Raw genomic sequence first — 20,346 nt, 5'->3', positions numbered from 1 at the left:
CCCATAACATACTGCAGCCGGCCGCTTTTTTATGCAATTTTTCCGAATAGAAATCCTTCCTCTGTCTACTGGATCAGCATGGCATCCCCAAAGCTGAAGAACCGATATTTTTCTTTTACCGCCTCTTCGTAGGCGCCAAGGACATGCTCTCTCCCGGCCAGTGCGCTGACCAGCATGATCAATGTGGATTCCGGGAGATGAAAATTTGTGATCAGGCAGTCCAGAATCTTAAATTTGTATCCCGGATAGATGAAGATATCTGTCCATCCGCTGCATTCTCTGAGTTTCCCATCATCCCCGGCGGCCGATTCGACTGTCCGGCAGCTTGTTGTGCCTACACAGATAACCCGGTGTCCTTCCTCCTTTGCCCGATTGATCTTCTCTGCCTCGGAAGCCTCAATCTGATAAAATTCCGAATGCATGTGATGCTCCATGATATTTTCCACCTTGACCGGACGGAATGTTCCAAGTCCCACATGCAGCGTCACATGGGCTATCTGCACTCCTTTTTTCTGAATCTCTTCCAGAAGTTCCGGCGTAAAGTGAAGTCCCGCCGTCGGAGCTGCCGCCGAACCGCTGTGCTTTGCGTAAACCGTCTGATATCTGTTTTTATCCTTCAGCTGATGTGTGATATACGGCGGAAGGGGCATCTGGCCAAGCTGGTCCAGAATTTCTTCAAAGATCCCGTCATAGGTAAACTGTATCAGACGGTTTCCTTCTTCTACCACATCGATGACTTCCCCCGTAAGAAGTCCTTCCCCAAATTGAATCTTCGTACCCGGCTTCGCCTTCTTTCCCGGCTTTACAAGTGTCTCCCACACATCATTTTCTCTCCGCTTCAAAAGCAGGATCTCGATCTTTGCGTCTGTTCCCACTTTTGATCCGATCAGCCTGGCCGGGATGACTTTCGTATCATTGATGACAAGACAGTCCCCAGGGTTCAGGTAATCGATGACATCCCGGAACACATGATGAGCGATTTCCCCGGTTTCTTTATTTAACACAAGCAGTCTCGATCCGGAGCGATCTTCCAGGGGATCCTGGGCGATCAGTTCTTCCGGAAGATCGAAATAAAAGTCCTCTTTTTTCATCATGGTTTTCGTCCTCTTACTGTCTCAATTCGATTCCCATGCTTTCCAGCCCGTTTAAGATTTTTTTCATGGCTTTTGCGACATCCGCCTCTTCGAGAGTTCTGTCTTTTGCACGGAATACGATGGAATATGCTACTGACTTGTATCCTTCTTTGATCTGTGCTCCTTCATACAGGTCGAAGAGTTTATAGCTTTCCAGAATGGACCCGCCTCTCTGCTCGATCATCTCTTCGATCTGTCCTGCCAGGATTTCTTTTGGAACTACCATACTGATGTCTCGTGTCACAGCAGGGAATTTGGCGATTCCTTCATATTTGCGGTCGAATGTTGCCCGGGATACGATCTCCGGCATATCGATTACTGCCACGTACGCGCGTCCGCCGATTCCGTATGTCTCTGCCACGAGCGGATGGATTTCTCCCAGGTAACCAATAACAGTACCGTCATAAATAATATTTGCCTGACGGCCTGGGTGCAGGAATGGTTTTCCGGCATTCGGATCGTATGTCTCTTTCTTTCGCATTCCGACTTTTTCCAGGAATTCTTCCACAACTCCTTTCATTGTGAAGAAGTCTCCTTCCCCATACATTCCAAGCGTAAACTGCATCCTCTCTTCCGGAAGTTCCGTAAGCGGAAGGGACTGCGGGAGATAGATATTTCCAAGCTCATAGAGCCGTACATCTTTGTTTCTTCTGTTGTAGTTTGTTGCAAGGGATGTGAGCATACCATTCAGAGAGATCGTTCTCATGATGCTGTAATCTTCTCCAAGCGGGTTTAAGATCTGGATCGCTTTTCTTTCCGGAGCGTCCTCGGCAAGCCGGAGCTTGTCAAATACTTTTGGACTTTCAAAAGAGTATGTCATTCCCTGGCTAAATCCGCAGAATTCAGCGATGTCTCTTGCAACGCCTTCGATACGAAGTTTGTAGGAAAGCTTCCCTGTTGTAGACTCTCCCTTCGGCAGCGTCGTCGGGATATTGTCATAACCGTAGAATCTTGCCACTTCTTCTGCCAGATCCGCCATACGGAAAATGTCATGCCGGTAAGTCGGAGCGATAATCTCGCCTGTCGCTTCATCATATGCAAGGCCGATCTTTTCGAAATAGGAGAGCATCTCTTCCTTCGGTATATCTGTTCCGAGAAGCGTATTGATAGCTTCCGGGTCAAATGCCACTCTTACCGGTTCCTTCACTTTGCTGTACACATCCACTGTTCCGCCTACAACTTCCCCGGCACCCATCTCTTCCACAAGCTGGCATGCCCGGTCGATAGCAGCCTTCGCATTGTTCGGATCAAGACCTTTTTCAAATTTTCCGGACGCATCAGTTCTGAGTCCCACACGTTTGCTGGACTTTCGGATATTGGTTCCGTCGAAACATGCCGCCTCGAAAAGCATTGTCTTTACATCGTCTGTGATCATGGAGTTTTCTCCTCCCATGATTCCTGCGATACCGATGGATTTCTCTCCGTCGCAGATCATGAGCACATCCTGATCCAGGTGTCTTTCCTGTCCATCCAGCGTCACGAAGGTTTCCCCTTCTTGTGCATTTCTCACGATGATCTCACTCTTTGCGATCGTATCCAGGTCATATGCGTGCATCGGCTGTCCGTATTCTTCCATGACATAGTTCGTGATATCAACCAGATTATTGATCGGACGGATACCTACAGACGCAAGTCTTCTCTGCATCCACTTCGGAGATGGTCCGATCTTGATGTTTTTTACAACCCTTGCACAGTAGCGCGGGCAAAGATCTTTATTTTCTACAGTAACTTTGATGTAATCGTTGACATCTTCATTATTGCCTGTCTCTGTTACCACAGGAGGATGGAATTCCTTTCTGAACGTAGCGGCCGCTTCCCTGGCAATCCCGATGACGCTGAAACAATCCACACGGTTCGATGTTATTTCATACTCAAATACCGCATCGTGAAGACCGAGGACTTCCACTGCGTCCGCCCCGACTTCTACATCGTCCTCAAAAATATAGATACCATTTTCTGGAGCTTCCGGATACATGTCCCTCGTAGATCCCAGCTCTTCGATGGAACACATCATACCGAAGCTCTCCACACCTCTCAATTTGCCTTTCTTGATCTCAATGCCGCCTTCCGTTTTGCTTCCGTCATGGCCTCCTGCCACACGTCCACCGTCGAGAACAACCGGAACTTTCTGTCCTTCCTCCACGTTTGGCGCCCCTGTCACGATCTGAATCGTCTCTGTTCCGATATCTACCTGACAGATAACAAGTTTATCTGCATCGGGATGTCTCTCTATCTTTTTAATCTGACCTACGACGATCTTGTCAAGATCGGCATCCAGTTTTTCATATCCTTCTACCTTTGTCCCGGACAATGTCATAGCATCTGTATACTCCTGCTCTGTCACGTCCAGATCCGGAACATAGGCCTTTACCCATGATAATGATGTATTCATTGATTTTTCCTCCTAAATCCACTGTCTTAGAACTGCTTTAAGAATCTGATGTCATTTTCGTATAAAAGTCTCATATCGTCTATCTCGTATTTCAAAAGTGCGATTCTCTCAAGCCCTACTCCAAATGCGAATCCACTGTACTCATTCGGATCGATGCCGCACATTTCCAGCACGTGCGGGTGTACCATGCCGCATCCCAGTATTTCGATCCATCCGGATCCTTTACAGAAACGGCATCCTTTTCCGCCGCATTTAAAACAGGTCACGTCTACCTCAGCACTTGGCTCTGTGAACGGGAAGTGATGCGGCCGAAACTTTGTCTTCGTATCCGGTCCAAACAGTTCTTTGGCAAAGACTTCCAGTGTTCCCTTCAGATCTGCAAAAGAAACATTCTTGTCAATGACCAGTCCTTCGATCTGGTGGAAAGAAGGAGAATGCGTCGCGTCCACTTCATCGGAACGGAATACCCTTCCCGGTGCGATCATACGGATCGGAAGTTTTCCCTGTTCCATAATACGTGCCTGCACCGGAGATGTCTGGGTACGCAGCACAATGTCCTTGTTGATATAAAATGTATCCTGCTCATCTTTTGCCGGGTGATCCGCCGGGATATTGAGCTTTTCGAAATTATACAGATCATACTCGATCTCTGGCCCTTCCACTACTTCATATCCCATGCCCACAAAGATGTTTTCCACTTCTTCCAGAGCGATCGTATTCGGATGGCGGTGTCCTACCACATTCTTTTTGGACGGGAGCGTCACATCGATGACTTCTGTCTTCAGTCTCTCCTCCAGCAATTTTGCGTCCATCTTCTTTTTCGTCTCTTCCAGTATCCCTTCGATCTCAGCGCGGACTTCATTTACCATCTGTCCTACTTTCGGACGTTCCTCGGCAGCCACGTCCTTCATTCCTTTTAAAACAGCCGTGAGTTCTCCTTTTTTTCCAAGGAATTTCACACGTACATCATTCAGTTTTTCCGGCAGATCTGCTTCCTGTATCTGCCTGAGTGCTTCCTCTTTGATGCTCTGCAACTTTTCTTTCATGATTCTCCTCCTTCTTGATGATGACCCGTATACTCAAAGTCTTCCGCAAAAATATCAGTTTCCTGTCCTCAGGGACTTTCATATAAAATAAAAAACCCCGTCCCTGAAAAGGGACGGGGAAACTATACCCGCGGTACCACCCTGATTCCTGTATCTTATCAAAATCTACAGGCTCTCATGTATGCGTAACGTGCATTCGACGTCATTTCCTACTTTTCGACACTCCTGCGCCTTTTTCAGAAATGAAGCTCCTGTGGGAAATTCGGTCTGTTTGCTGAACCAAAGGGAACTTTCAGCCCGTGATTCCCTCTCTCTTTTGGAAGCAGACATCCTACTTACACATTCTCAGCTTTTTTCATATCGTTTTTATTCTAGCGGCACACTCCTGCTTTGTCAAGGTTAAAAACCGATCTTTTTTTACCACTTTTTCAAATCTCCCAAAATTTTCCGGACTCTTTCAATGGCGTCATCAACCTGTTCTCTGGCATCATTGATCTTGGACTGCACGAGATAATCTGCCACGATGCCATCGAAGAAAAAGTCTGCAAAAGACAAAAATCCACTGATCTCCATCTGAAACTCCTGAGGTACATCCACGTCAAAAAGCTCTCTTTGGAATCTCTGGAGTCTTTCTTTGGCCTCCTCCATCAATTCCGCTGCCTCATTCATCTTCGAGTGCTTTACCATGCTTGCAATAAACCCTCCGCCAAGCATGTCAAAAACGCCCCAGCTCTTTGCACTTGAAAGTCTCTCCTGCGCCGCGATAAGGCTCTCCAGAGCGTCTTCCCCCGCAAGTATGGCCTCTTGTGTCTCTCTCCTCATAATTTGTGTGTTCCTCATTTTTTCTCTCTGTTTCATATCCTTATCCTCTCTTTCTCCGCAATCTTCTGTGACAGAAGATACAGTTTACGGATTCTGGTCTATGAAGTCTGTGGTTGGAAGCTTCCCGTTTCAGAAATAAAAAAGACCTTTACCATGACGCTCTTTCTGTCACAATAAAAGTCTTGCTATTTCATTTGATACGGATGTCTCTCGACATCGATTGACGATTTCAAACCCACCGTTTCCGGTGTTCAGCTACTCCCTTTCGATTGCTTACGCTTACTATAGCATGTTTACTTTTGTCTGTCAATTTCCTTTTCTCTTTCCAATACAGAAATATGCTATTGACTTTCCGGATGTTCCAGGTCCACATTGTCTTTGTATATAAGAGTGTTAAACGCTCCGCCAAGCAAGATCACATACATGCAGAAATAAAGCCAGAGCATGACAAGAACAATGGTTGTAAGACTTCCATACATCGTGGAAAATCCCTGAAAAATATCCAGATACACGGAAAAGACAAGTGACAGCACCTGCCATCCGATCGCTGCAAAAACTGCCCCCGGTATCTGATGTTTCCATTTCGTCTTTTTTTTCATATCCGGCAAAAAACGGTAGAGAAGCAGACAGAAAACAACCATTACCCCTGTCATGAGCATTGTCCGGATCCGAATAAGGAAATCCATCGCTTTGATAAGGACCGGCACATGAAACTGCACAAAAACACTGATGCGATTTCCGAACACTGCAAGAAGCAGACACAGGACGATCACAAGCAAGAACAACACTGTGTAGACAGAAGACCGAAGTCTCAGATAAAAATAATTCCGTGTTTCCTTGCTTTCATAAATACAGTTCAGTCCCGATGTCACAGCAAGCACGCCCCGTCCCGCTGACCAAAGCGCCACAAGAAGCGTTACCGGAATGATTGCTTTTGACTGATTATACACTTCATTTACTATGGACATGATAAATGGAATGATGGATTGCGGAAGGACCTGTTCGATCGCATCTTTGATATTTGTCCTCGTAATGGGCGTAAACTGTATCATAGTCATCAAAAGCAGTATGAAGGGAATCAGCGACAGCACAAAAAAGAAGGCGGACTGTGCCGCATATGCACCCAGATGACTCTTCATCACTTTTCCCTGTATTTTTCGTATTGTCCCGAATATCCTTTTCATTTCTCTCCTCACTCGTTTTCTATTTTCACTCCGCTGTAAAACAGGGAAAGTATCGTTTTATAGTCTTTTCCTCTTTTTGCCATCTCATTCGCACCATTCTGGCTCATACCGATCCCGTGTCCATATCCCCCTCCTTCGATATGGAACACATCGTTTTGTCTTGTAATCTCAAAAAATGCACTTGGCAGGAGCCGGGAACCTGCGGCCTTGGATCCGTCCTGTCTTGTGATCTCATACCCGCTTCCTCCAAGAGCGGAACGGATCTTATTTTCTGTCTTTACGGTATGCTCTCCCTTTGTGCCGGTTACTTTCATTTCCAGAGCAATATTGCCCTCTCCGCGTTTTGTAATTTCGATGTTCTGGATCATCCCTACATCTTTTCCTGTATTCAACCCAAAAAGATTGGATAGGACTGTTTGCGGGATATCGCAGCTCCAGGAAAACCAAGGAAGCGCTTTTTCGTAGCACTCGCCGTTTTCTGAAATTTCGGAACCTTTCAGATATTGATTTTCTTTTCCTACAGTCGTGCCCCATGCTTCCACATTTGTTGTGTGACCGCAGGATGTAGAAAAATAGTAGGCCTTCACGGGTTTCCCATTAAAAGTCAAATATTCTCCTTTTGTGGCGTCCACAGCCTGGATCGTTTTTTCCTGCTCTTTTGAGTTTCCGTACACCTGGTATGCTGTACTGTCGTCCACATTTGCCCGATATTGCGGATATGCCTCTCCCTGCAGATGGCAGTATGCATAGCTTCTGGCACAGACAGCCTGTGTCTTCAATGCCTCCATCTCATATGAGGCAGGCATCTCGCTTGGAACAACCCCGTATAAATACTCTTCCAGGGAAAGCTCATTTACAACTGCAATACCCTGTGCAGTTTTGTAAAGTTCCATCGTTCCTCTGTAGGAAGGTGTTCCATATCCTCTTTTGAGGCTTTCCACCACGATCTTGTCCCCATCGGCAGCGGGAGCAACCCGGATTGTCCCGTTTTGAAACATCGCATCATCGGGTCGGATCGAAGCACTCTCTCCTGCATTTATCTTTTTCGTCTCTTTTCCGCCTGTGAGTACAAGACCTTCCTTGGCGGATACTGTGATTTGTGCATGTACTTCATCGGAAAATCCATTCGTCTTCAGAAGAACACGTATAGAATCTTCCGTTTCTGTTTTTGATTCCATTTTCTCAGAAGACTTTTTGTCCGCACTCGCTTTTTTGTTCTCCTGCACCTTCTGCTCTTCCCCTGCCCCGGTAGCATTTCCAGTCACTGTATGTATAAGTCCCGCAACGAAAAAAAGCGCCAGGATCAGCCCACCAAAATAATAGAGAAATCTTCCGTTCCAATTATTCCTCATCGTGTGCACCTTGTCCGTTTCTTTTCTCTTAATGTATGACTTGAAAACTTTGTATATGTCTTTGTCCAAATGATTTTCACTATACTGAAAAGAGCAGCCGTAAAACGACTGCTCCTTATCTTTTGCAGATTCCCCAAAATGCCGGCTCCTGTATTTTGACTCCTAGCAGTCTGCTAGGTGGGCAACCGCATCTGCTTTTCTGTCTTCCACTGGATCGCGCTGAGGCCTGACATATTACAGAGATATAGGAATCCCGTTTAAAGTATTGTAGGTTCAAAATTACAAGAGTTGTCGTACATTTCAGGTTTGTATTTATTATAACGTATTATCCCACATGTTTCAATATTTATTTAAAATCCTTTCCTGTAAAGAAAGGAAATCTTTTCCGAAAAGCTGAGATTTCTTTGTATTTGCTTTCTGACGTTTTCACATATTTTCCAGAGATTTCTCTGCTGCTGTCGGTTTGCTTTTCCATTTCCAAAAACAATCTCGTAGGCTTTTTCCAGAACAACCTCACTTTCTTCCCGTGGGATCCCATATATTTTTTCCAGTATCTCAGCCGTCTCCTGCACGTCTTCCGAAAGTTCTTTCCCCTTTTGCTTCCAGGAAAGCAGATCGAAAAGGAATCTGTATATATCCAGGTAGTGTCCTTGTTTGTCCCGGTTCTTCCTGAGTTTTCGCCACCTCCGCTCACGAAGGAGAACAGCTGCGGCACCAACTCCTACAAGCAAAATCCCGATTCCGCATGAAGCATACAGATTTCTTTTTTCCCGCACAGAGATACCGCTTCCAGGATTTTCCGTATTCTGCCCCGGATCATCCTCCGATGTGGCAGCCGGATCCGTCTGAGGAACTTCCGAAGGCTGTTCCGGTGTGTCCTGAGGAGATGGCGTATCTGGCTCCTGCGGCGTCTCGGCCTGACCATTCTCCTGCGATATTCCAGCAGGTATCCCGGCAGAAGGAGTCACTTCCACAGGCATCCACCCAAGTCCATCCACATAGTTTTCTGGCCATGCATGTGCCATGCTGTCGTCAAGCACCGCTTTGTATGTTCCGTCCTCTGTCTCTTCAAACTGTTCCGGTCTGGCCACATACCCCGATACAAAACGTGCAGGGACATCATTGATGCGAAACAGCATGACTCCTGCGGATGCAAAATGGACACAGTAGCCCTTCTGATTTTCCACAAACCATGTAAGAAAATCTTCCCCTCTAGGCATCCTTCCCGGGCTTTTCGTATAAATAGCCATATTTCCCAGCTGATCGCGGATATTTCCGGCCATGGAAACAATATCTGTCTCGTACACGCTTCCTGCCATATCATCAAAAAGCTGTTCCGTCTCCTTTGGCACTTCCGTATAAAGATCTCTTATGGTTTCTAGATACTCCTGATCCTCGCCTGTATCTTCAAAAGAAGGGAAATATTCCAGATCTGTCACTTCCTGCACAAGCACAGTGTCCGCCTCGTAGTCTGAGGCATTCCCTTCTGCATACAGATCATAATAGTATGACTGATCTCCTCTGCTGATATACGGAATGTATGCATATCTGCTGTTTGCCCCAAGCCTTCGGATCTCTGTTTTCATCGTCTGCCATCCATAATATCCCGCATTGTCCGAAGCCCGTGTGAACTCCCTTTCTCTCTGCCTGGCCAGCTCATTTTCCCCCAGTCCTCCTGTATCACGGGTTCTTTTCCACTCATTATCTTCATAGACTACGCCGACGTATCCCCGGAGATACAATGTCTGCTCTGGAAACTCTGAAAGGACAATCTCCAGCTGATCTCTCCCGCTCTCTCTCACTTCTTCCACATCTCCAAGCCGACCGTCCGACACGCCTCCTGCCGCCGTGTCCCCGTAAACAAAAGACTCTGCATATTCCCAGATCGGAACCGGGTTTTGAAATATCTGATCCAACACGATCCTCGGGAAAAACATTCCCGCAAAGACGGCAGCCGCAGCTGTGACTATCACATACCAGCCAGCCCTTTTCCGGTCTGGCATGACGAGGAACAGCACCGAAAGCCCCGCCGCCAGCGCTCCAGCTCCATCCAGTGTATTTCCTGTCAAAAACGGAAGTGCGCAGATACATCCCACAAGAAGGATCCCGGTCACTTTTTGCCCCCGATACCCCCAGAGAATCATCAGTAAACACAGGATGGCAAGGCAGAGAAACAATATTCCGAAAGTCATTTCCACCGTCCCAAAAGCGGACACCTTTTTTGCCGGATACATATTATTCCGAAAATAAGTATCCATACTTTCAAAAATCGGCAGAACGATCCCATCTGCAAGGATGTTCCATAGCTTTCCTCTCAAAAGTACAGATATTACCGCAAAAGGAGCCACTCCAAGCAGAATACATAGTTTCTTCTGTCTTGTCAGCACATATGGAAGCCAGGCAGCCATCCCAATCACAGTCCCTAACATGATGACCGGAACAAAAAAGTAAAATCCGGTCACGGAGACTACCGCCCGAATCAACGCCATGCCGGCAGCTGCGGCCGCAAAAAGGCTCATCAGCCCCTGCTGGATCGTTGTCTGTTGTTTTTTTCTCTTTTTACTCATATTTCCCCTGTCTTAAATAATCAGTACAGTTTCTGCCAGTTTTTCTTTTACCTTGTCCCGCTGGAACCGGATTTCCTCCTGGAACGTCCCACTGATGGTCAGGTTATCCTGAACAAAGAGGGCCGATCGATACGGTTCGTGAAACTCGTGTCTGTACTCTTCCTCGTCGATCCGGTCAAAATCAGACACTCCGACTCCTGCAAGCGCTACAAGCCATTCATAATACGTTTCTTCGTCTTTGATCAATCTGCGCACCCACCTGCCCGTACGCTTCTCCTTCCAGACAGTATAAAACCAACATTCCTCGTCAAGTATGGCCCGTCCCGCCGACACGGCTATCCGGAGAAAGTCCTGCTGATTCTCCTCTCCCTTTTCCTCATCTTTCCGTCCAAGAAAGAGAATAACCGAAGCGCCGATGGGACAGCTGAACTCCTTCATGTAAAGCTCATCTGATCGTGCGCTCAGCTTCCAGTGAATTCTTGAAATCCTGTCCCCCGGACGATAAGAACGGACGTCAAACACCTCGGAACTATCGTCCCCGCCCCGGTCTTTGTCGTACTCATCACTTTCCACAAGAAAATTTCGGGTCGCCTTGGTAATCTCTGCAAACACAGGGTAACACTTCGGTATTACGCGGATTTCTGCAGCCTCCCTCTCTGCTTTCCGAAGGGGAATCCAGAACATTCCAAGGGCGTCCGCCGCACAGATTTTTTCCGGCAAAAGTATCTGTCTGCCACACCCTTCCGCCTCGAAAGGACAGAGAACCGTCTGTTTTCTTCTTTTCTCCAGGCTGTTTACGAAAAATCTTTGTCCTCTGATCCGGAACCGGATATCCGGTGTACGCACCTTTCCCCTGTTTTCTACAATAAAGGGGATATCCAAATGCTCTCCTTCCTCTGCGATCTGAAATCCTCCCACAGGCAGAACAGCAATCTTCCCCTTCCATAACCGCACCGTTCCATACAGAAACAAAAGGAAGAGAATCTCCACGGAAAGAACGGAAGTCCCTTCTTCCCATTCATATACAAGATTCAGATAAACGGTAAGAAGCATAATGCTGAAATATACGGCCTTTTTCATATTCAGTGTCCTTTCCTCACAGACGGCTTCTCCGTCTTTGCCAAGACTTCCTTTATCACATCCCGTGACGTTATCTGTACGGCCCTTGCCTTGGCGTTTACAAAAATACGGTGGACTGCCACATTCGGGAAAATTTCGGCAACGTCCTGCGGAATACAGTAATCTCTTCCGCTCAGGTATGCCATGGCCTTCGTCACTTTGGCAAGGGCAATGGTTCCCCGAGGGCTTATCCCCATACGAACCATAGGATGTTCTCTTGTAGCACCGATAAGCCTCCCGATATAGTCATAGATCGCATCATGTATATAGATATCCTCCACTTCACTGCACATTTCTATCAACATCTGTTTTCCGATGATAGGACGGATCTGTTCCACCGGATTTCCTTTCTGATTCCCCTTCACGATATCGATCTCTGTCTGAATATCCGGATATCCCATAGAAATGCAGATCATGAAACGGTCAAGCTGTGATTCCGGAAGCATCTGCGTTCCCGCGGAACCATATGGGTTCTCTGTAGCAATGACAATGAACGGATCCGGGACTTTTCTTGTAATCTGGTCTACCGTTACAGTACCTTCTTCCATCACTTCCAGAAGTGCAGACTGTGTCTTTGGGGATGTTCTGTTGATCTCGTCTGCCAGAAACAAGTTGCACATGACGGCTCCAGGCTGATAGGTAAATTTTCCTGTGATTTTGTCATACAGGGAAAATCCCACGATATCCGCCGGAAGGACATCGGGAGTAAACTGTACCCGGTTTCTGTCAAGCCCCATGCATTTTGAAAAAGCCATCGCCATGGTTGTCTTTCCGACTCCCGGAATATCCTCAATCAATACATGGCCTCCCGCCAAAATAGCCGCCATGACCTTCGTTACACATTCCTCTTTTCCTATGACTGCCTTATTGACTTCTTCAATGACTGCTGCCGCAGCATTTTCTTGATATTCTTTCCCCATATGTTTTCTCCCTTTTTATTTTCATTATACCCTTTTCCCTTCCTCTCCACAATACGCAATACCCACGTGGATAACAAAAGGGAGCTCTGTTGAGCCCCCATACATTACATATCAAAATATTCTTTTCGCAGCCTCGAAGTAGTGATCATAAACCATACAAGAACAATAAGCAGAATCCCAAGGGAAATCCACACTCCAAGATTTGTTCTCGTCTCCGTATACGTTGTCACAAAATCAAAGATTCCGACAATCAGAAGTGCAATCCCTAGAACCAAAAGTTTCGGCGCAGCCTTTTTCCGGTATTCTTCCTGATTTTTACATTTTCTTACATTGATATCCTTTGGAAGGAGTACAGTCGTACAAATGGTCCCTTTTTTTACCATCCGGTACCATCCCACGATACAGTAAATCCCACAGACCGTTCCTACGATTCCCCATATCAAATCAAAACTGTTCATAAATGATTACCTCAATCCCAATATTTCTTCCACTGTTTTTTTCATATCGCACACATCACATTCTGCCGTGTGACGGATCGGTGCATTGCGTATCTCCTCCGCCGCCTTTGGAATCTCTGTCATGGACACTTCTTTCAAGTCGTCCATCAGGGAGAGTCCGCTTTTTCCGGCATATTTGTCCGGATCGATTGCATGGAGAACACTTTTTGCAAATTTATATGGACTTGCTGTGGAAGCAATGACCGTCTTTGTCTCGTCCCCGCTTTCCTTCCGGTATTTTTTATATACCGCAGACGCCACGGCAGTATGAGGATCCAATACATATCCAGTATTCCTGTACGTATCATGGATGGCATGCCTCATCTCTTCTTCGGAGGCATATCCTGCAGCAAAACCAGATAGTTCTGCCTTCATCTTGTCACTGATGGCATACCTGCCCTTTTCTTTTAATTCCTCCATCAGCTCTCTGTTTTTTCCAGTGTTTCTTCCAGAAACCAGATAGATCAGGCGTTCCAGATTGCTGGAAATCAGAATATCCATAGAAGGCGATTCCGTTAAAATGAATGTCCGGTTACGGTCATAGACGCCGGTATCAAAAAAGTCAAACAACACTTTGTTTTCGTTGGATGCGCAGATAAGCTTTGCAATCGGAATACCCATCTGCCCGGCAAACCAGGCTGCAAGAATATTGCCAAAATTGCCTGTCGGAACTACCACATTGATCTTTTCCCCTTCCTGGATTTCTCCGTTTTTCAAAAGTTTAGCGTAGGCGTAGACGTAGTAGACGATCTGCGGTACAAGTCGTCCCACATTGATGGAATTAGCCGAGGAGAACTGATATCCTGCTTTCTCCATCTTTTCCTTCATCTCTTTATCTTCAAACATAGCCTTCACACCGCTCTGAGCCTGGTCAAAGTTTCCATGGATTGCTACTACTGCAGTATTGTCCCCCTTCTGTGTGACCATCTGAAGTTTTTGCACTTCACTGACTCTGTCCTTCGGATAAAAGACGATGATCTTTGTGCCTTCCACATCAGCGAATCCCGCCAGGGCTGCCTTCCCTGTGTCTCCGGATGTTGCTGTAAGGATCACGATCTCATTTTTGACATTATTTTTTCTGGCCGCCGTCGTCAAAAGATGAGGAAGAATAGAAAGCGCCATATCTTTGAAGGCGATCGTCGCACCGTGGAACAACTCGAGGTAATAGACCTCATCCACTTTTGCAAGCGGCGCGATCTCCTCCGTATCAAATTTTTCATCATATGCGTTCTTAATACAGCTTTTTAATTCTTCCTCTGTGAAGTCAGTGAGAAATTGCTTCATGACCACGTATGCAGTCTCCCTGTAATCCATCTCTTTTAACTCTTCCATGCCCACTGGAAGTATCGGAATCCTCTCCGGCACAAAAAGTCCTCCTTCGTCGGAGAGCCCTTTCAGTATCGCTTCCGATGCCGTCAGCATCACATTTTCATTTCTTGTACTTTTATAAAACAACTCCATAGCATCTCCTCCTCATTGATGCGTAGCAAACACACGATTTTGTCGGGAATTATACCACATTCCTCGCTGGAATTCAATTGCTTCATCGCTTTATCATGCTAAATCTCCGTTTTTCTTCTCCGGAAAAGGATGAAAAAGACGGAGCTTACCGCCATCAGAATCGGATAGTACAGATATGGCATGATCTCAAACGGTGTAATCTGTGTCAGGGTTGCTGCAGACAGAAGCTGAGCTCCGTACGGTATGAGCCCCTGCCCTACGGAAGTGAAAATATCCAGGAGAGACGCGGAACGCTTCTTGTCGATCCCAAATTCCTGGCTGATCTCCTTTGCGATAGGGCCGGCCATGACGATAGCCACCGTATTGTTCGCCGTACACATATCCACAAGAAGAGCAAGACCTGCAATCCCGAATTCTCCTCCCTTTTGTCCGCGGATATTCTTGCGGATCAGGTTCAGTATAAATGTGATCCCGCCCATTTCTTTTACAAGCGACACGATACACGCTACGACGATGGAAATGACCGTGATATCATACATCCCCATGATACCGCCAGTTCCGTCCGCCCCCTGCGCCACTACCCGAAACAGGTCTGACAAAGCGATGGATCCAGATACTGCTCCGATGATCAAAGACAGGACAGTACCGGTCATCAGAACGAGAAATACATTAAATCCGATCAGAGCGCCAACTAAAACGACCAGATACGGCATTACTTTCCAGATATTGTAAGACAACTCTTCTGTGACCTTATATTCCCCTCCTGCTGTCAGGACGAAAAAGATGAGGATTGTGACAATGGCTGCCGGAAGGACAATAAGAAAATTCTCACGGAACTTGTCCTTCATCTCACATCCCTGTGTCTTGACTGCCGCGATCGTCGTATCGGAAATCATGGAAAGATTATCCCCGAACATCGCTCCGCACACGACTGCTCCGATACAGATCGGAAGAGCAAATCCTGTCTTCTCACTGATCCCCATGGCGATGGGCGCCAGCGCGGCGATCGTCCCCATGGACGTTCCCATTGAGACGGAAATAAAGCATCCGATCAAAAATAATCCCACAACTGCAATATTAGGCGGAAGAATAGAAAGTCCCAGATTTACTGTACTGTCTGCTCCCCCGGCTGCCGTTACCGCTCCGGAAAATCCGCCTGCGCAGAGGAAGATCAGACACATCGTAATGATATTGTCCTCTCCCACTCCCTGTGCGATAATATGGATCTTTTGATTGAAATCATGTTTTCTGTCCTGGATAAACGCCACAAACAGAGCGATCAGGAATGCAAGGATCGCAGGCATCGCGTAGAAATCCCCCGTGACAAACCCGGACCCCAAAAATATGACAAGGAATACTCCGATTGGCAGGAGCGCTGCCGCATTCCCCTTTGTCTGTTTTTCATTCATAATGTTTCCCCTTTCACTGTAAATTATCTTCTATTATCTTCTATGTCGAAAACAGGCGCAGCACTTCATAAATGCTGCGCCTCGTAGTTTTCCATCATTTAATTTGAACCGCTTTTTACTTTTTCATTTGTATAGCTGACAAGGCCGCCCGCAGAGATGATCTTCTGCATGAATTCCGGAAACGGCTGTCCCTGGTACTCCGTTCCTTTCGTGCGGTCATAAATCTTTCCGCTGTCAAAATCGATCTCCACCTCGTCGCCGGCTTCGATCTCCAGAGCCGCTTCTTTGCACTCGATGATCGGCAGACCGATGTTGATGGAATTGCGGAAAAAGATTCTGGCGAACGTCTCCGCGATGATACAGCTTACACCCGCTGTCTTCAGGCAAAGCGGCGCATGTTCTCTGGATGATCCGCATCCGAAGTTCTTTCTCGTCACAATGATGTCGCCCGGCTTTACTTTGCCTGCGAATTCCGGATCAATATCCACCATAGCATGGGATGCCAACTCTTTCGCATCAAAAGAATTCAGATAACGTGCCGGAATGATCACGTCTGTATCTACATTGTCCCCGTATTTAAACACATGTCCTTTTGCTTTCATCTTCTATGCACCTACTTTCTCTGGATTTGCAATATATCCTGCGATGGCGCTCGCTGCCGCTGTCTCCGGAGAGGCCAGATAGATCAGGGAGTCCACATGTCCCATCCTTCCTACAAAATTTCGGTTTGTAGTGGACACACATTTCTCTCCTGCCGCCAGAACACCCATATGTCCGCCCATGCAAGGGCCGCAGCTCGGCGTGCTGAACGCACATCCCGCATCTACAAAGATTTCTGCGATCCCTTCTTTCAGACACTCTTTATAAATCTTCTGTGTCCCTGGGATCACGATAACTCTCACATCCGGATGCACTTTGTGTCCTTTCAGGACAGCCGCCGCTCTTCTCATGTCTTCCATCCGCCCGTTCGTACAAGATCCGATGACTACCTGGTCGATCCGGATCGGTTCCATCTCCTCGATCTCATCGATCGTGTGAGCGTTCCCCGGAAGATGCGGAAATGCCACTGTCGGTCTTACTTCCGCCAGATCGATCTCGATCACTTCATCGTAGATGGCATCTTCATCCGGAGTATAGATCTTATATTCCTTTTCGGAATGTTCTTTCATATACGCTTCCGCCTTTTCATCCACAAGGAAAATACCATTCTTTGCACCTGCTTCTATGGCCATATTTGCCATTGTAAACCGGTCGTCCATCGAAAGATTGGAAAGTCCTTCTCCTACAAATTCCATGGATTTGTAGAGCGCTCCGTCTACCCCGATCTTTCCGATAATGTGCAGGATGATATCTTTCCCGCTCACAAATTTCCCAGGTTTTCCTTTCAACACAAACTGAATCGCAGACGGCACTTTAAACCACAGCTCTCCCATAGCCATGCCGGTAGCGATGTCTGTCGTCCCTACGCCTGTAGAGAATGCCCCAAGCGCTCCGTATGTACAGGTATGTGAATCTGCACCGATGATACACTCTCCCGCAACTGTAATTCCTTTTTCCGGGAGAAGTGCATGCTCGATTCCCATCTGTCCGATCTCATAGTAGTGAGTCAGTCCCTGTTCTTTTGCAAATTCCCTGATTGACTTGGAATTCTCGGCAGATTTGATATCCTTGTTCGGTGTAAAATGATCCGGCACAAGGACTACCTTGTCTTTGTCAAACACTTTATCTGCCATCTTTCTGAATACAGGCACTGCCATCGGCCCGGTAATATCATTCGCCATCACAACATCCAATTTCGCTTCGATCAGCTGTCCCGCCTCCACAGACTCAAGTCCCGCATGCGCTGCAAGGATCTTCTGCGTCATTGTCATTCCCATATTGTACGCGCCTCCTCTGTCACTTTTCTAAATATTTTATCACATTACTGTATTCATGTGCAAGAAAAAAATAGAGCGCATTCGGTTTTCCCTGCTGTATACGTCTCACAATTTTGTTTACGCTTCAGATTATTTATTATATAATATTAAAGTGCGGCAAAGTTCGGCACGGTTTATACATATTCCGACAGACTGCCGGCCGCACACTTGCAAAGGAGGAGAGAAATGAATCTGAAAATGGGAAAAAACCGACAGACCTACACTGTAAAATCCATTCGTCTCGAGCTTGCCCTTGAGCGCCGCCTGGAAGCACTTGGACTTACAGAAGGCGCGCCGGTTACGATATTGAACAATGACAAGAAGGGAGCTATGACGGTGCGTTTCCGCGGCACACGTTTTGCTCTCGGCAGAAGGATCGCCGAACATATCGATGTGGAGGAAAATGTATCATGCCAAACTCCAAAACAGTAAACGTTGGTTTTATCGGAAATCCAAACTGCGGAAAGACAACCCTCTTCAACGCCTACACCGGGGCAAATCTCAAAGTTGCAAACTGGCCTGGCGTGACAGTGGAAAAAAAAGAGGGAATGACAGAATACGAAGGACAGAAAATCAAGCTTACAGACCTTCCTGGAATTTACAGCTTAACTTCCTACACGATGGAAGAGACAGTTTCCCGGGAATGCATCATGAGCAGCGATATCGATGTCATCATCGATGTGGCGGACGCTTCCTCCCTGGAGCGCAACCTGTATCTGACTTTGCAGCTCATCGAGCTTGGAAAGCCGGTCATCCTTGCACTCAACATGATGGATATCGTGGAAGAACGCGGCATGGAGATCGATCTGCACCGCCTCCCGGAAATGCTTGGCATACCATGTATCCCGGTTTCCGCGAGAAAAAAGACCGGTCTTTCTATCCTGCTTCATGCCGTCCTGCACCACGAAGGGCTGACCGGTCAGGATCCGCTGATCCATCATCACGCGGAGAAAGAACAGCAGTCCTCACACAGGCACAATCATCACAATGAATACGCCATGGTTTACGATGACATGATAGAGGACAAGATTGATATCCTCATCGACCGGCTCACTGCCGAAAATCCGGATCTGCCAAACAAAAGATGGCACGCCATCAAGCTTCTCGAACACGACGAGACCGTCATGAAACAACATCCTGTAGACTTGAGCGGGATCGCAGACCGAAGCTATGAGAAAGATATCATCAATCAGAAGTATGACTTTATAGAAGAAATCATCCAGGAAGTGCTTGTGAACAAAGACGCAAAGGCAGCTTCCACAGACAGGATTGACCGTTACATGACGGATAAATATCTTGGACTTCCGATCTTTCTTGCAATCATGGCCTTTGTTTTCTTTGTTACCTTCACAGTAGGAGACTGGATGAAAGGATATTTTGAACTTGGGCTTGTATGGTTCTCAGACCTTGTCTCCGGAGCGCTTTCTTCCGCCGGTACAAACCCGCTCCTGCAGTCTCTTGTGGTGGATGGGATCATTTCCGGAGTAGGCGGGATCCTGACCTTCCTCCCCAACATCTTCATCCTGTTCCTGGCGCTGGCTTTTCTGGAAGACAGTGGATATATGTCACGTGTCGCATATGTCATGGACGATCTGATGGGACACCTGGGTCTTTCCGGACGCGCTTTCATTCCGCTGCTTCTGGGATTCGGCTGCTCTGTCCCTGCAGTCATGGCTTCCCGCGCACTGGAACATCCAAAAGACCGTCTTAAGACGATCCTTGTAACACCGTTTATGTCATGCAGCGCAAGACTTCCTATTTATGTATTGTTTTCATCCATGTTTTTTGGAAAATATAAGATGCTCGTCTGCTACTCACTGTATCTTCTGGGCATCGTTGTGGCTATCGCAGTCTCTTTTATCGTATCGAAACTTGATGGAAGCAAAGCAGAACAGACGCTCCTCATCGAGCTCCCGGAATATAAATCGCCGAACGCGCACACCATTTTCATCTATGTGTGGGAAAAGGTCAAAGATTATCTTTCCAAAGCCGGCACCGTCATCTTCATCGCATCCATTGTCATGTGGGGCATCATGAATCTCGGTCCTCACGGTGTGGTGTCCGATATTTCTGAAAGTTTCGGCTCCATCATCGGCAAGGCGATCGAGCCGGTTTTTGCCCCTGTGGGTCTCGGATACTGGCAGATTATTGTAGCTTTAATCTCAGGTATCGCCGCAAAAGAAGTGGTTGTCTCAAGCTGCAGCGTACTGTTTGGAATCGCCAATATTACTACTGCTGCCGGAATGAGTTCCATGGTAGAGGTGCTCGGATCCATGGGCTTTACAGCCATCAATGCCTATGCACTTATGGTATTTTGTCTTCTGTATGTGCCATGTATGGCGACAATGGCCACCATCCACCGGGAAGTGGGGAAGATGCGTATTACCATCGCTTTTGCAGCTTTCCAGCTTGTGACTGCCTGGGTATTTGCCTTCCTTGTCTACCATATCGGACTTTTGCTCTTCTGACACATATTTTCAAAAAAACAAATTCCACACATTAGCGGGGAGCCCCAACTTTGTAAGGGA

At 47.0% G+C, this 20,346-nt stretch carries 16 protein-coding genes, 1 other RNA gene and 1 other annotated feature; of the genes, 2 read left to right on the top strand and 15 right to left on the bottom strand.

Annotation, left to right across the window (positions count from 1 at the left end):
• Nucleotides 1–65: 65 nt before the first annotated feature.
• The 15 genes from queA to leuC all read right to left on the bottom strand — a co-directional run bounded on the left by queA (nt 66) and on the right by leuC (nt 17,779).
• Nucleotides 66–1,091 (bottom strand): tRNA preQ1(34) S-adenosylmethionine ribosyltransferase-isomerase QueA, encoded by a 1,026-nt coding sequence (gene queA, locus ACLROL_RS00320; RefSeq protein ID WP_087199223.1) that lies wholly within the window; start codon nt 1,089–1,091, stop codon nt 66–68.
• Nucleotides 1,092–1,107: 16 nt separating this feature from the next.
• Entirely contained in the window at nt 1,108–3,525 is a 2,418-nt protein-coding gene (pheT, locus tag ACLROL_RS00315; RefSeq protein ID WP_413067121.1) for a phenylalanine--tRNA ligase subunit beta, read from the bottom strand.
• 26 nt (nt 3,526–3,551) lie between these two features.
• Entirely contained in the window at nt 3,552–4,571 is a 1,020-nt protein-coding gene (gene pheS / locus ACLROL_RS00310; RefSeq protein ID WP_087198870.1) for a phenylalanine--tRNA ligase subunit alpha, read from the bottom strand.
• A gap of 106 nt (nt 4,572–4,677) precedes the next feature.
• Nucleotides 4,678–4,927 (bottom strand) — a binding site (T-box leader).
• Between the two features lie 61 nt (nt 4,928–4,988).
• Entirely contained in the window at nt 4,989–5,429 is a 441-nt protein-coding gene (locus ACLROL_RS00305; protein WP_287447824.1) for a hypothetical protein, read from the bottom strand.
• A 305-nt stretch (nt 5,430–5,734) separates the two neighbouring features.
• Nucleotides 5,735–6,577, bottom strand: coding sequence for a YihY/virulence factor BrkB family protein (locus ACLROL_RS00300; protein ID WP_087198869.1), 843 nt, complete (start codon nt 6,575–6,577; stop codon nt 5,735–5,737).
• Nucleotides 6,578–6,585: 8 nt separating this feature from the next.
• The gene (locus ACLROL_RS00295) at nt 6,586–7,929 is read right to left on the bottom strand and encodes a SpoIID/LytB domain-containing protein (protein ID WP_287447825.1); all 1,344 of its coding nucleotides are present in this window, start codon (nt 7,927–7,929) and stop codon (nt 6,586–6,588) included.
• 126 nt (nt 7,930–8,055) lie between these two features.
• A non-coding RNA gene (gene ssrS / locus ACLROL_RS00290) (6S RNA) lies at nt 8,056–8,239 on the bottom strand.
• Between the two features lie 40 nt (nt 8,240–8,279).
• Nucleotides 8,280–10,496, bottom strand: coding sequence for a transglutaminaseTgpA domain-containing protein (locus tag ACLROL_RS00285; RefSeq protein WP_413067120.1), 2,217 nt, complete (start codon nt 10,494–10,496; stop codon nt 8,280–8,282).
• 12 nt (nt 10,497–10,508) lie between these two features.
• Nucleotides 10,509–11,576: a DUF58 domain-containing protein gene (locus ACLROL_RS00280; RefSeq protein ID WP_413067119.1), complete on the bottom strand. Its 1,068-nt coding sequence runs from the start codon at nt 11,574–11,576 to the stop codon at nt 10,509–10,511.
• Nucleotides 11,577–11,578: 2 nt separating this feature from the next.
• On the bottom strand, nt 11,579–12,535 hold the full coding sequence (locus ACLROL_RS00275) for an AAA family ATPase (RefSeq protein ID WP_087198866.1): 957 nt from the start codon (nt 12,533–12,535) through the stop codon (nt 11,579–11,581).
• A gap of 104 nt (nt 12,536–12,639) precedes the next feature.
• Entirely contained in the window at nt 12,640–12,993 is a 354-nt protein-coding gene (locus ACLROL_RS00270) for a hypothetical protein (RefSeq protein ID WP_413067118.1), read from the bottom strand.
• Nucleotides 12,994–12,999: 6 nt separating this feature from the next.
• Nucleotides 13,000–14,493: a threonine synthase gene (gene thrC, locus ACLROL_RS00265; protein ID WP_413067117.1), complete on the bottom strand. Its 1,494-nt coding sequence runs from the start codon at nt 14,491–14,493 to the stop codon at nt 13,000–13,002.
• Nucleotides 14,494–14,591: 98 nt separating this feature from the next.
• A complete protein-coding gene (locus tag ACLROL_RS00260; protein ID WP_413067116.1) occupies nt 14,592–15,902 on the bottom strand; it encodes a Na+/H+ antiporter NhaC family protein in 1,311 nt (436 codons plus the stop codon).
• Nucleotides 15,903–16,000: 98 nt separating this feature from the next.
• Complete coding sequence (locus ACLROL_RS00255; RefSeq protein ID WP_413067115.1) at nt 16,001–16,504, bottom strand: 3-isopropylmalate dehydratase small subunit; 504 nt, start codon at nt 16,502–16,504, stop codon at nt 16,001–16,003.
• A gap of 3 nt (nt 16,505–16,507) precedes the next feature.
• Complete coding sequence (gene leuC, locus ACLROL_RS00250; protein WP_087198861.1) at nt 16,508–17,779, bottom strand: 3-isopropylmalate dehydratase large subunit; 1,272 nt, start codon at nt 17,777–17,779, stop codon at nt 16,508–16,510.
• A 225-nt stretch (nt 17,780–18,004) separates the two neighbouring features.
• Between leuC and ACLROL_RS00245 the strand changes: the two genes are divergently transcribed.
• Together ACLROL_RS00245 and feoB are read left to right on the top strand one after the other, a co-directional pair.
• Complete coding sequence (locus tag ACLROL_RS00245) at nt 18,005–18,250, top strand: FeoA family protein (protein WP_087198860.1); 246 nt, start codon at nt 18,005–18,007, stop codon at nt 18,248–18,250.
• On the top strand, nt 18,229–20,286 hold the full coding sequence (gene feoB, locus ACLROL_RS00240) for a ferrous iron transport protein B (protein WP_221919506.1): 2,058 nt from the start codon (nt 18,229–18,231) through the stop codon (nt 20,284–20,286). Before ACLROL_RS00245 ends, feoB begins: the two co-directional genes overlap by 22 nt.
• The last annotated feature ends 60 nt before the right edge of the window (nt 20,287–20,346 follow it).

This window comes from Sellimonas sp. (assembly GCF_047234585.1).
GTDB lineage: Bacteria > Bacillota > Clostridia > Lachnospirales > Lachnospiraceae > Sellimonas > Sellimonas caecigallum.
Note: the sequence above shows the minus strand (reverse complement) of the source record. Positions and strands in the feature narration are given on the sequence as shown.

Excerpts from the sequence above, each read along its gene's own strand:
- queA (WP_087199223.1), bottom strand. The coding sequence starts at position 1,091 with ATGAAAAAAGAGGACTTTTATTTCGATCTTCCGGAAGAACTGATCGCC.
- pheT (WP_413067121.1), bottom strand. The coding sequence starts at position 3,525 with ATGAATACATCATTATCATGGGTAAAGGCCTATGTTCCGGATCTGGAC.
- pheS (WP_087198870.1), bottom strand. The coding sequence starts at position 4,571 with ATGAAAGAAAAGTTGCAGAGCATCAAAGAGGAAGCACTCAGGCAGATA.
- ACLROL_RS00305 (WP_287447824.1), bottom strand. The coding sequence starts at position 5,429 with ATGAAACAGAGAGAAAAAATGAGGAACACACAAATTATGAGGAGAGAG.
- ACLROL_RS00300 (WP_087198869.1), bottom strand. The coding sequence starts at position 6,577 with ATGAAAAGGATATTCGGGACAATACGAAAAATACAGGGAAAAGTGATG.
- ACLROL_RS00295 (WP_287447825.1), bottom strand. The coding sequence starts at position 7,929 with ATGAGGAATAATTGGAACGGAAGATTTCTCTATTATTTTGGTGGGCTG.
- ACLROL_RS00285 (WP_413067120.1), bottom strand. The coding sequence starts at position 10,496 with ATGAGTAAAAAGAGAAAAAAACAACAGACAACGATCCAGCAGGGGCTG.
- ACLROL_RS00280 (WP_413067119.1), bottom strand. The coding sequence starts at position 11,576 with ATGAAAAAGGCCGTATATTTCAGCATTATGCTTCTTACCGTTTATCTG.
- ACLROL_RS00275 (WP_087198866.1), bottom strand. The coding sequence starts at position 12,535 with ATGGGGAAAGAATATCAAGAAAATGCTGCGGCAGCAGTCATTGAAGAA.
- ACLROL_RS00270 (WP_413067118.1), bottom strand. The coding sequence starts at position 12,993 with ATGAACAGTTTTGATTTGATATGGGGAATCGTAGGAACGGTCTGTGGG.
- thrC (WP_413067117.1), bottom strand. The coding sequence starts at position 14,493 with ATGGAGTTGTTTTATAAAAGTACAAGAAATGAAAATGTGATGCTGACG.
- ACLROL_RS00260 (WP_413067116.1), bottom strand. The coding sequence starts at position 15,902 with ATGAATGAAAAACAGACAAAGGGGAATGCGGCAGCGCTCCTGCCAATC.
- ACLROL_RS00255 (WP_413067115.1), bottom strand. The coding sequence starts at position 16,504 with ATGAAAGCAAAAGGACATGTGTTTAAATACGGGGACAATGTAGATACA.
- leuC (WP_087198861.1), bottom strand. The coding sequence starts at position 17,779 with ATGGGAATGACAATGACGCAGAAGATCCTTGCAGCGCATGCGGGACTT.
- ACLROL_RS00245 (WP_087198860.1), top strand. The coding sequence starts at position 18,005 with ATGAATCTGAAAATGGGAAAAAACCGACAGACCTACACTGTAAAATCC.
- feoB (WP_221919506.1), top strand. The coding sequence starts at position 18,229 with ATGCCAAACTCCAAAACAGTAAACGTTGGTTTTATCGGAAATCCAAAC.